This window comes from Sphingomonas sp. ACRSK (genome assembly GCF_022346685.1).
GTDB classification, from domain to species: Bacteria; Pseudomonadota; Alphaproteobacteria; order Sphingomonadales; family Sphingomonadaceae; genus Sphingomonas; species Sphingomonas molluscorum.
In genome coordinates this window covers 81,685-93,508 of the sequence record NZ_JAKRNR010000003.1, presented here as the reverse complement: position 1 = coordinate 93,508, position 11,824 = coordinate 81,685, and the positions used below count along the sequence as shown (strand labels likewise).

Genomic DNA, 11,824 nt, shown 5'->3' with positions numbered 1-11,824 from the left:
TCCTCCCTTTTCCCAAGCTCCAACGAAAGAAGCCTCCCATGAAATTCTGCCGCTTTGGTGCCCGCGGATCCGAAAAGCCCGGCGTGGTCGACGCCCAGGGCGTGCTGCGCGACCTGTCAGGCAAGGTCGACCGGCTGACCGTCGCCGCAATCGCCTCGCTTGGTGATTTCGACGTCGAGAGCCTGCCCGTGGTCGAGGGGACCCCGCGCTATGGCGTGCCGGTCGCGGGCATCGGCAAGATCGTCGCAATCGGCCTCAACTATGAGGACCATGCGATCGAATCCAACCTGCCGATCCCGACCGAGCCGGTGATGTTCATGAAGGCGCTCTCCAGCCTTACCGGACCCAATGACGAAGTGATGATCCCAAAGGATTCCACCCACACCGATTGGGAGGTCGAGTTGGGCGTGGTGATCGGGAAGACCTGCCGCTACGTCGAGGAGGACGACGCCCTCGCCCATGTCGCGGGCTTCACGGTCGCCAACGACGTGTCCGAACGCTTCAACCAGAAGGAGCGCGGCAGCCAGTGGTCCAAGGGCAAGGGCCATGACACCTTCTGTCCCGTGGGACCGTGGCTCGTGACCCCGGACGAGGTCGCCGACTGCCAGAACCTCGACATGTTCCTCGACGTGAACGGGGAGCGGATGCAGACCGGCAACACGCGCACCATGATCTTCGGCGTCAAGCAGATCATCAGCTACGTCAGCCGCTACATGACTCTCTATCCCGGCGACCTGCTGATCACCGGTACCCCGCCGGGGGTGGGCGAGGGCAAGAAGCCCGACAAGATCTTCCTCAAGGCGGGAGACACGATGCGCCTGGGGATTGCCGGCCTCGGCGAGCAGCAGCAGAACGTCGTCGCGTGGCGCCACCTGGGTGACGAGGTGCTGGGGTGAGTGTCTTCCCGGACCGGTTCGCCGGGCAGGTCGCCGTCGTCACCGGCGGCGCCTCGGGTCTTGGGCTCGCTTCCGCCAAGCGGATCATCGCCGAGGGCGGGAAGGTCGCGCTTTGGGACGTCAATCCGCAAGCCCTTGCGACCGCGAAGGACGGGATCGGGGCGGCGCATGTCGTCGCTCTCGACGTGTCGGATCAGCAGGCGGTTGAGGCGGCTGCGGCCGCTACCTTCGAGGCGCTCGGGCGGATCGATGTGCTCGTCGCTTCCGCCGGCATCACCGGCGCGACCAAGCCGGCGCACGAGTTCCCGATCGACAGCTGGCTTCGGGTGATCGACATCAACCTGAACGGCATCTTCTACTGCGTACGCGCGGTGGTGCCGTACATGCTGCGCCACGGCTACGGCCGGATTGTCAACGTGGCCTCGGTCGCGGGCAAGGAAGGCAATCCCAATGCCTCTGCTTATTCGGCATCCAAGGCAGGGGTCATCGGCTTCACCAAGTCGCTCGGCAAGGAGCTTGCCGGTAGCGGCATCATCGCCAACGCGCTGACCCCCGCCACGTTCGAAAGCCCGATCCTGGCACAATTGCCGCAGAGCCAGGTGGACTACATGCGATCCAAGATCCCAATGGGGCGCCTGGGCGAGGTCGAGGAAAGCGCCGCGATGGTGTGCTTCATGGCGAGCGCGGAATGCAGTTTCACCACCGCCGCCACCTTCGACACCTCCGGGGGGCGCACAACCTTCTGATCCCGCTGCGCGACCCCCGAAAAGAGGCGGCGCGTCACACGAGAGGAGACTCATGGAAGCCATTCCGTTCGTCGACGCCCATGTCCATCTCTGGGACCTCGGCCACATCCGCTATCCCTGGCTGACCCCGCCCTTCACCGAGGGACCCGCAGGTGTCACCGAGCCGATCGCGCGCGATTATCGGATCAACGACTATTGCGCCGATGCCAGGCGCTGGAACGTCAAGGGCATCGTCCACATCGATGCCGGTGCCGACCCTGCGCAGGCACTCGACGAAACCGAATGGCTGGAGGCGATCGCCGCCGAGCGCGGCATGCCCAATGCCATCGTCGCCTTTGCGCCGCTCCATGATCCCGGCGTCGAGCCGCTGCTGGAGGCGCAGGCCGCGAACCTCCATGTCCGCGGCATCCGCCAGATCGTCAACTGGCACACCAATCCCCTACGCACCTACACGCCGCACGACGTCACCCAGGACGACCAATGGTGGGCGGGGTTCGGGCTGCTCGCGCGCTATGGGCTGTCGTTCGACCTCCAATGCTATGCCGGGCAGATGGCAGGCTTGGCGCCGTTAATCGAGCGCCATCCGGACATCCCGGTCATCATCAACCATGTTGGCATGCCGATCCCAACCGAGCGGGAGGGGCTTACCCGCTGGCGCCACGGCCTGCGTGCGCTCGCGCGATCCCCGCACGTGGCGATCAAGCTGTCGGGCGTCGGCTTCATCGACCGTAAATGGACGGTCGAAAGCATCCGGCCGTTCCTGCTGGAGGCGATCGACCTGTTCGGGGCAGACCGCTGCCTGTTCGCGAGCGACAGTCCCACCGACAAGCTGTTCGCTCCCTTCGACCAGCATCTTGAAGCCTATCACGCGATCGTCGCCGACTTCTCGGAAGACGAGCGGCGCGACCTGTTCGGGCGCAATGCCAACCGCGTCTATCGTCTGGAGCTCGATCTGTGATGGGCCCAAATCCGCTGCTGGGCGTGCTGTTCCACTGGATCGGCGGCCTCGCCTCCGCCAGTTTCTACGTCCCCTACAAGGGCGTGAAGCGCTGGAGCTGGGAGATCTATTGGCTGACCGGCGGCGTCTTCTCCTGGCTGCTCGCACCGTGGTTCTTCGCCGCGATGCAGACCGAGGACCTGCTCGGCGTCCTCTCCCGCACGCCCACCGCCACATTGTTGTGGCCGGTGTTCTTTGGCCTGCTGTGGGGCTTCGGCGGCCTCGGCTACGGCTTGGTGATGCGCTACCTAGGGCTGTCGCTCGGCATGGCGGTGGTGCTGGGGTTGTGCACCGTATTCGGCACGCTGATCCCGCCGATCTTCCAGGGCGACTTCCAGGAGAAGCTGCTCGATACGCCATCGGGCAACATCATCCTGTTGGGTCTGGTGATGACGCTTGCCGGGATCGGCGTCGTGGCGATGGCGGGTGCGCGCAAGGACGCCGCGCTCTCGCCAGAGCAAAAAGCAGCCGCCGTCGCCGAATTCGATTTCCGCAAGGGTATCGTCGTCGCGATCTTCGCGGGGATCATGTCGGCCTGCTTCGCCTTCGGTCTTGCCGCCGGCGAACCGATCAAGCCGCTGTCCGCGGCGGCCGGAACGGGCCCGCTGTGGACCGGCCTGCCGGTGCTGTGCCTCGTCATGTTCGGCGGGCTCGTCACCAACGCTCTCTGGTGCGCGTTCCTGATCCTGCGCAACCGCAGCGCAGGCGAGTGGCGCGGGGGCGGGAAGGGCGCCGGGGCGCCGTTGCTGCGCAACTATCTCCTGTGCGCGGTCGCGGGCACTGCCTGGTACTTCCAGTTCTTCTTCTACACCATGGGCGAAAGCCAGATGGGGCGCTTCGGCTTCTCGTCCTGGACGCTGCACATGGCGAGCATCATCATCTTCGGGACTCTGTGGGGCTTTGCGTTCCGCGAGTGGAAGGACGCACACCCGCGCGTTCGCGCGATGGTGTGGGGTGGCGTCGCCCTGCTGGTACTGGCGACCGTGGTGATCGGCTACGGCAACCTCCTGGGCGCATGAAGTGAGGCTGAGGGTGCCGGGTACACCCGCACGTTCGGTGGAAGACTATCGAGGTTGATCCCCCGGCGCCGGGTCAGGCGGAGCGCAGCACATTGTCGGAAAAGGAGCGCGCTTCGACCTCAGACCAGTCGAGTTCCTCCAGCAGGCGACGGTAGATATCCTCTGCGACGTCCCCGTTCTGCCGCATCTCGTTGAGCGCGGTGCGCTGATGCTCGACGACCTTGAGGTGCAGCGTGTCGAAGTCGGAGGGCGCTTGCGGATCCTCGGCATGCGCGGCGACTGCCCCCGCGGCGCCGTAGCGGACGCGAAGCGCCCTGGCAGCATCGCTCTCGTCGCCAGCGAGCACCGCGACGCCAGCGTCGATGATCCGCCGTCGTGCCGTACCGAGCTTCGTCGCCAATCCGGCGTCCTCGCCGATGTCGAGCCATCGGATCAGCGGCCCCAGCGTCAGCCCCTGGACGACGAGGGTGCCGATGACGACGGTGAACGCCGCGAGCACGATCAGGTCGCGTCCCGGCATGGCTGCCGGGAGCGCAAAGGCGGTGGCAAGGGTCACCAGCCCGCGCATTCCTGACCAGCCGAGGATCAGCGTGGCACGCCAGGGCGGCGGCTTGGGAAGCCAGGCGGGTGCATGATGGCGCGAAATCAAGCCTTCGAACGCGCGCACCAGCAACACCCAGGCGAGTCGCGCACCCAGCACGGTCGCCAGCACGATCAGGGAAAACACGATCGCCGGAAGGCGCTCGGCGCTGTCCAGCCGCAGGAGCACGTCGCGGGACTGCAGCCCCATGATCATGAAGGCGACCACGTTGAGGACCAGCACGCCTGCAGACCAGACCGCCCGGCTCTGGATGCGGTCGCGGGCAGGCTGGCCTAGGGGACGCCGCTGCGCCACCAGCAGGCCGAATGCGACCACCGCCAGCACGGCGGAAAGATGGAGCCGCTCCGCGAGCAGCCAGATCGCGAAGGTCACGGCGAAATCGGCGAGGCTCGAGCCCAGCGTTCCGGAGAAGAGCGGGACGATGCGCAGGTACAGCCAGGCCGCCGCCAAACCGAACAGGATGCCGCCGGGCGCTGCTGCGGCGAGAACGAGCGGGGTGGCGGCCGTGTCGGTGTTCGTGGCCAGTGCGACCGCCAGCCCGAACAAGAGGAGGGCTGTCGCGTCGTTGAGCAGACTTTCTCCTTGCAGCAGCAGCAGGCCGCGGCGCGGGATTCCCACTTCGGACAGCACGGCCTCTGCCGCCGCGGCATCGGGCGGCGCGACGATCGCGCCGAGCGCGAATGCTGCGGCAAGCGGAAGTCCGGCCACGGCGACGCCAACGAACGTGACGGCGGCCGTGGTCACCAGCACGGCGAAGACCGCCAGCGACAAAAGCGGGAACCAGAAGCGGCGCAGGCCTCTCAAGCTGGTGTGATAGGCGGCGTGAAGCAGTGCGGGCGCGATGAACAGCGCCATCGCGAGAGCCGGATCGAGGTCGATGTCGGGGGCAAAGGGAAGCAGCGCGAAGCCGATGCCGGCTGCCGCCAGCAACGTCGGATAGGGGACGTTGAGCTTGCGTGCGACTACCAGCAGCAGAAGTGCCGCCAGGAGGATCGCGTCCAGGCCTTCGAATAAATGCACCCGGATCAACGGTGCGTGCGGCGATTGGCTCCCCACCTTGCTGCACGGGGATCGCTGGCGTCAGCGTGCCTCCGGCCGCGGCAGCTTTGTGCCCAGCAGCACCAGCCGATCGCCGGTGATCCCGAACCAGTGCGGAACGCCGGCCGGGATCAGGATGACGTCGCCCGGCACCAGCTTGCGTGTCGTGCCGCCGGTGATGCGGCTTCCTTCGGTCAGCCCGGGTTGGGTGACCTTTGCCTCCTCGAGCGTTCCCCCGGAGATCATCGTGCCGGCGCCGGCCACAACCAGCGCGTATTCGGCTTCCTCCGGATGCACGGCGGGACGGCCGGGCGCCTTCCAATATTCAAGCGCCGCTATCGTCTTGTCGTCACGCACCAGCGGTCGGCTGGAGAAGCCTTGCCCCGGCTTCATCGCGCGGCCCATCTCCTCGACCTGCGCGGCTACGTCCGCGGCGCTCGCAAAGCTGGTGGGATCGCTGCTCTGCGCCGCGGCCGGTGTCGCTGTGATGAGCAGCAGTGCTGCGCAGGCGGTCCGCCGCAGAAGAGAGCGCACGGACGCGTGGCGCGCTTGCGACAACGGTGTTTCGAAAAGCTGCATTACGGCCCCTCCTATTCGACTTCTTTCGTCGAAGCCTAAGCTGCTGCCGCAAGGATAGGAAGCGGCGAGAGAAACTACTCTGACATCGGCGATCCAGCGAAATTCTGGACGGCTTTGCTTTCCGGAGGTGGCAGGGACGTGTTTCCCTTGTTAGCCTGCCCCTCGTGCCCACCGGCCCAACGGCCGGGAAAGAAAAAAGGGGGAGAGGATGATCGTGGCGGAACAGGGAAACGGCCTGACGCGGCGGGACTGGCTCGGCGGCGCTGCCGCGGCCGCGGGCTTGCTTGCAATACCGGGACAGGCGGCCGCGCGTCGCCTCCGGCCGAGCGACCGGGTGAATGTCGCGGTGATCGGCGCCGGCGGCATGGGCGCGCAGAACATGGCCAAGCTCACCAGCCAGAACATCGTGGCGCTGGCCGACGTCGACTTCGATCACGTTGCCAAGAGCTTCGTCGACAACAAGGGCGTCGCCCGGCCCGAGATGCAGCCGCTGAAGGCGGCCTATGATCGCGCCGCCAGGTTCGCCGACTACCGGCGCATGTTCGACGCCCGCAAGGACATCGACGCGGTGGTGATCGCGACGCCGGACCACCACCATGCCATCGCCGCAAAGCAGGCGATGGAGCGCGGCCTTCACGTCTATGTGCAAAAGCCGCTGACCTATACGGTGCGAGAGGGGCGCGCGCTGCTGGAGGTCGCCCGGCGCAACCCCAAGCTCGTGACCCAGATGGGCAACCAGGGCCATTCCGGCGACGACGGCCGTCGTGTGGTCGAGTGGATCCGCGGCGGTGTGATCGGCCGAGTGCGCGAAGTGCATGTCTGGACCAATCGCCCGCTGTGGCCGCAGGGGGAGGCCCGTCCCGCCGCCGTTACCGCGCCCTCCGGCCTGGATTGGAACCTCTGGCTCGGGCCGGCGCCGGTGGATTGGGGCTATCACCCCGATTACGCGCATTTCAACTGGCGCGGCTGGGTACCGTTCGGCGTCGGCTCGCTCGGCGACATGGGCGCGCACCTCGTCGACTTTCCGGTCTGGGCGCTGGAGCCGGGACTTCCTACCCGTATCGAGACGCGCCACAGCCGGTGGGGAGGCGACACGGACATCTGGGACGGCAAGCCGCCCGCCGATCTCGGCAGCTATCCGCTCGCCAACATCACGACCTATCAGTTCGGACGGGCGAAGGATGGGCCGCTCACGATGACGTGGTACGACGGCGGGCTGATGCCGCCGACGCCCACGGCCATGCCGCTTACTGCCCGGATGAACCCGGACGGCGGCGTGCTCTATGTCGGGGACCGCGGCATGCTGATGCACGAGACCTACGGGGAGAAGCCCGTGCTGATCGGCGATGGCGTGGCCGAGCGCGCGGCCGCGGTGCCGATGTCGCTGCCCCGGATCCTGGGTGGGCGCGACGGACACGAGATGAACTGGATCCGCGCGATCCGGGGCGAAGAGGCGATCTCCTCGCCCTTCTCGGTGGCCGTGCCGCTCACGGAAACGATGCTGCTCGGCATGGTGGCGCTGCGCGCCGACCAGCCGATCGAATATGATGGCGACCGCATCACCAACGTCGCCGAGGCCAATCAATTTCTGGATCGGGAGTATCGCAAGGGATGGGCACTATGATCGCAGCAATCGCCGCCAGTGTAACCCTGCTGGGGGCCGCGATGGGCACGGCCGCCGTGACGGGCCAGACTGGGCCACGCCCGGAGGATACCGAGGTCTGGCAACCCATCCCTCCGGTCGTCACGCCCGCGCCCGCGACGCAGACGCCGGCTCCCTCCGACGCATTGGTGCTGTTCGACGGGAAGAACCTCAGCCAGTGGGTCTCCACCAAGGACAAGTCCCCCGCGCGGTGGACGGTGGCCGATGGCGTGCTGACGGTGCGCAAGGGAACCGGCAACATCGAGACGAAGCAGCGTTTCCGCAATTACCAGCTCCACCTCGAATGGCGCATCCCGGCCAACATCGCGGGAGAGGGGCAGGCGCGGGGCAACAGTGGCCTGTTCCTGGCGTCGACCGGCGACGGCGATGCCGGATACGAGCTTCAGATCATGGATAGCTTCCGCAACAAGACCTATGTCAACGGTCAGGCCGGCAGCATCTACAAGCAGTTCGCGCCGCTCGCGAACCCGGTGCGCGCCCCGGGCGAATGGCAAAGTTACGACGTGATCTGGACCGCCCCGGTGTTCGCTGCGGACGGGTCGGTGTCGAGCCCGGCTTATGTGACCGCCTTCCTAAACGGGGTTCTGGTCCAGGACCATGTCGCGCTGAAGGGGGAGACGGCCTATATCGGCGCACCGGCGTACAAGGCGCATGGACCCGCGCCCATCAAGCTGCAGGATCATGGCGATCCGAGCCCGCCGATCAGCTTTCGTTCGATCTGGATCCGCGAATTGAAGTGACGGCCCGCTGGCGGCGTCGAAGCGGCCGCCGACTTCTCTTGCTCGGGCCTGCTCCTGCGGTGGCTGGAGGGCGCCCTCTTCGCGCGTTCACTCCCCGTGCGGTGGCGGCAGCCGCTTGGTGCTTCCCGCCTTTCGTCCGGGGGAGAAGTGTTGCCGCGGAGACGCACTCCGGCCGTATACTTTCCAGGTAACGGCAAGTTCTTGACACCCTCTCTACTAGATTGAACAAGTAATTTACTTATTCGAAGCCGAGGAACACATCGGTCGACTAGGGAGGGTGGCATGGTTGCAGGAAGCGTTTCCGCACGTCGTTTCGTGTTGTTGGCTACGTCCGCACTTGCGTTCGGCACGTTTGGTGCCGCGACCGCCCAGGCGCAGGATGTCGCCCAGACCGATCCGGAGGCGATCGAGCGCCCGCAGGACTCGGTCGCGGCACCCACCCAGTCGAGCGATGACGGTTCGGAGATTGTCGTCACCGGCATTCGCGCTGCCCAGGCGCGCGCGATCGAGGTGAAGCGCGAGGCGGATAGCGTCGTCGACGCGATCAGTGCCCAGGACATCGGCAAGCTTCCCGACGTCACCATCGCGGACTCGCTGCAGCGAATCCCCGGCGTCCAGATTCGGCGTGAGGCGGGTGAGGGCGGCGCCATCAACATCCGCGGCCTGCCGCAGGTGACGACCCTGATGAACGGCGAGCAGTTCCTGGGTGCCAACTCGGTCACCACGGTGCAGCCGAACTTCACCGACATTCCCTCGCAGCTCTTCTCGGGCGCGACCGTTTTCAAGTCGCCGACCGCCTCGCTCCAGCAGGCGGGCCTTTCGGGCACGGTGGACCTCCTCACCCGGCGTCCGTTCGACCTCAAGAGCGGCCTGACCATCGCCGGCGCGGCGGAGGCGCAGTACGGCGACAAGACGGAGAAGTGGAACCCGTCCGCGAACGGCCTGATCTCCTATAACTCCGGCCGCTTCGGCATCCTGGTATCGGCCGCTTATAGCGACCTGGACCTCGCCAATAGCTTCCGCGGTATCCAGGACTATGGTGTCACGCTGCGCAACGAAGGCGGCAGTGCAACCAACCCGGGCGACTTCGCAGTCGGCAACTATCGGCGCGATGCGGCGGGGCGGATCCTCTACAACACCACTCCGAACATGGACACGGACCCTGCGACCTCCTGCGTCGTGCCAGACCCCGTCGGCACGCCACCCGCCGTCGGCGGCACGCGCTGTTCACCGTTGCTGGTCAGTCGCGGGACGCCGGTGCGCAACGGCGCGGGTGAGATCGTCGGCTTCGACGTGAACGGCGATGGCGACGCGAACGACGCGTTCATCACGCCGCAGGCGCACACCGCCTGGAACCGCATCACCAGCCGCGAGCGCTTCGGCGCGAATGCCTCGCTGCAGTTCGAATTCTCGGACGCGTTGCGGCTGACCGCCGACGGCTTCTACACGAAGCAGACGCAGTACGACCGTACCGCCGGCTTCCAGTTCCAGATGGTCGACTGGCAGTCGTCGCCCTTCCTCCCCACGGCGTCTCGTGACACGGGCGCGGTGGTCGGTGGGTATAACCTGAACACCGTTCAGAGCTATGCCTATGACCTGCCGAACTTCGACAGCTATGCGGAGACGTTCCGTATCCGTTCGGAGTCGCAGAACTACAATGTCCAGCTCGACTGGAAGCCGAGCGAGCAGTTCAGCGCCACCGTCCGCGGCATCTACGGCAAGGCCAGCCGCAAGCTCGACCAGTCCTACGCCCAGTTCAACCTGACGGACGGGTATCAATGGGCATATGACGGCGTCGGCAACTATCCGGGCGGGGACATCCGATTCAACCCCACCGGCTATCGAGCCTACAGCCAGGATGCGACCGTCAACTATACCAGCGCCAAGCCGGTGTTCGGCTTCTCACCGGCGTTCCTCGAACAGGTGGGGGATGTCTCGCGCTACGGGCTCAAGACCATCTCCTCGGAAAACAACGTCTACCAGGATGGCGACCTGTGGGCCCTGCGCGGTGATGCCGAGTGGAAGGCGAGCGACACCTTCAGCCTGAAATTCGGTGCGCGCTACGGCGAGCGTAGCGTCGACCAGTTCACCTTCGAGCGCATCTCGCCCTTCTATGCGGGCAACACCGACAACCCCGCGAACCCGGCGGGTGGCTGCTACGTCAAGTGGAAGGCATTCGACGTCAACCTGGGCGACAATGCCTGTGCGGTCCGCGATGCGGCAGGCACTCCCTATACCGCCGGCTTCACCCGGCAGGGCGACGACCCGGTCTTCGCCGGCCTGATGAAGCAGTATCAACTGCCGGCCGCCGGCGCGCCGACACTGTGGGTGCTGGACCCGAAGGCGATGGACGACTCCGAGGCTTTCCAGAACAGCTTCTATCCCGGCAGCGTCAACAACGTGAATCCGGCGGATTCCTTCGGAATTAAGCTCAGCCAGATCTCCGGCTATGCCGAGGTCGCGGGCGAGGGCGAGGTATTCGGCCTGCCGTTCAAGGCGAACGGCGGCGTCCGCATCGTCAACACCCGCTTCACCGTGCGCCAGAACATCGTCGGCGTGCCCCAGCCCTATGGCGTTTCCGGCGTCGACGCTGGAGATCTGCTCACGAAGCGTGAGTTCACCGATTTCCTGCCGGCCTTCAACGTCGCGGTCGACTTGACTCAGGGACTGCGGCTGCGTGCCGCCTTCGCCAAGACGATGACGCTGCTCGACTTCCTGCAATGGGGCGGCGGCCTCAACGTCAACTATGCCATCAACACCGCCACGGGGCTGTTCGAGGCCCGCGGCGCCAACGCACGCGGCAACCCGCAGCTGGAGCCGTGGCGCGCCGACAATGCCGAGGCGAGCCTGGAATATTACACCGGGCAGTCGAGCCTGGTCGCTCTCGGCGCCTTCTACATCAACGTCGACAGCTTCATCGAGAATACGACGGTCATCCGGAACGACATCCCGGACAACGACGGCGTGATCCGCCGGCCGGTCCCCGTCAGCACCACCCAGCAGGGCGAGGGCGGCACGCTGAAGGGCATCGAAGCGTCCGCGCGCCAGGCGCTTGCCGACTATGGCGTGGACGGATTCCTCAGCGGCTTCGGCGTGGATGCAAACTACACCCTTTCGCTCGGCGACACGGGGCGCGTGGACCTGGCGGGCCACGACCAGCCGTTCCAGGACAACTCCAAGCATCAGATCAATGCTGCCCTCTGGTACGAGAAATACGGTTTCCAGGCGCGCATCGCGTATAACTATCGCTCCAAGCGGCTGGTCTCGTCCGACTATGGCGGCATCCCGGGACTCGCGCAGTACCAGCGGCCGACCAACTATCTGGACGCGTCGATCTCCTACGACGTGCTGCCGTACCTCACGCTCTACGGTCAAGCGGCCAACCTCACTGCAGAGACGGAGCGTTACTACCTGACCTTCAGCGACCAGGTGCTGTTCGAGAACATCTACGAACGGCGCTTCATCGCCGGGGTGCGCGCGCGCTTCTAACGGCGCGCGGATGGTTCACCTTGTCGCCGCACCATCAAGTGCGGCGGCCTTCGTTT

General features: G+C 66.1%; 9 protein-coding genes. 7 read left to right on the top strand and 2 right to left on the bottom strand.

What is annotated here, in order from left to right:
* Positions 1–38 precede the first annotated feature (38 nt).
* The 4 genes from MHZ35_RS02805 to rhaT are packed head-to-tail and all read left to right on the top strand — an operon-like array spanning position 39 to position 3,658.
* On the top strand, positions 39–896 hold the full coding sequence (locus MHZ35_RS02805) for a fumarylacetoacetate hydrolase family protein (protein WP_239434268.1): 858 nt from the start codon (positions 39–41) through the stop codon (positions 894–896).
* Positions 893–1,642 (top strand): SDR family NAD(P)-dependent oxidoreductase, encoded by a 750-nt coding sequence (locus MHZ35_RS02800; RefSeq protein ID WP_239434266.1) that lies wholly within the window; start codon positions 893–895, stop codon positions 1,640–1,642. Before MHZ35_RS02805 ends, MHZ35_RS02800 begins: the two co-directional genes overlap by 4 nt.
* Before the next feature lie 52 nt (positions 1,643–1,694).
* A complete protein-coding gene (locus MHZ35_RS02795) occupies positions 1,695–2,600 on the top strand; it encodes an amidohydrolase family protein (RefSeq protein WP_239434265.1) in 906 nt (301 codons plus the stop codon).
* Positions 2,600–3,658 (top strand): L-rhamnose/proton symporter RhaT, encoded by a 1,059-nt coding sequence (gene rhaT, locus MHZ35_RS02790; protein WP_239434264.1) that lies wholly within the window; start codon positions 2,600–2,602, stop codon positions 3,656–3,658. Before MHZ35_RS02795 ends, rhaT begins: the two co-directional genes overlap by 1 nt.
* A gap of 73 nt (positions 3,659–3,731) precedes the next feature.
* Here rhaT and MHZ35_RS02785 read toward each other — a convergent pair whose 3' ends face one another.
* Together MHZ35_RS02785 and MHZ35_RS02780 are read right to left on the bottom strand one after the other, a co-directional pair.
* A complete protein-coding gene (locus tag MHZ35_RS02785; RefSeq protein WP_239434262.1) occupies positions 3,732–5,279 on the bottom strand; it encodes a cation:proton antiporter in 1,548 nt (515 codons plus the stop codon).
* A gap of 60 nt (positions 5,280–5,339) precedes the next feature.
* The gene (locus MHZ35_RS02780) at positions 5,340–5,831 is read right to left on the bottom strand and encodes a cupin domain-containing protein (RefSeq protein WP_239434260.1); all 492 of its coding nucleotides are present in this window, start codon (positions 5,829–5,831) and stop codon (positions 5,340–5,342) included.
* Between the two features lie 253 nt (positions 5,832–6,084).
* Here MHZ35_RS02780 and MHZ35_RS02775 point away from each other — a divergent pair, with 253 nt between their 5' ends.
* The 3 genes from MHZ35_RS02775 to MHZ35_RS02765 all read left to right on the top strand — a co-directional run bounded on the left by MHZ35_RS02775 (position 6,085) and on the right by MHZ35_RS02765 (position 11,768).
* Positions 6,085–7,500: a Gfo/Idh/MocA family protein gene (locus MHZ35_RS02775; RefSeq protein ID WP_239434259.1), complete on the top strand. Its 1,416-nt coding sequence runs from the start codon at positions 6,085–6,087 to the stop codon at positions 7,498–7,500.
* Positions 7,497–8,279, top strand: coding sequence for a 3-keto-disaccharide hydrolase (locus MHZ35_RS02770; RefSeq protein WP_239434258.1), 783 nt, complete (start codon positions 7,497–7,499; stop codon positions 8,277–8,279). The genes MHZ35_RS02775 and MHZ35_RS02770 overlap by 4 nt, the downstream gene beginning before the upstream one ends.
* A gap of 315 nt (positions 8,280–8,594) precedes the next feature.
* Positions 8,595–11,768: a TonB-dependent receptor gene (locus tag MHZ35_RS02765; protein WP_239434329.1), complete on the top strand. Its 3,174-nt coding sequence runs from the start codon at positions 8,595–8,597 to the stop codon at positions 11,766–11,768.
* Positions 11,769–11,824: the final 56 nt, after the last annotated feature.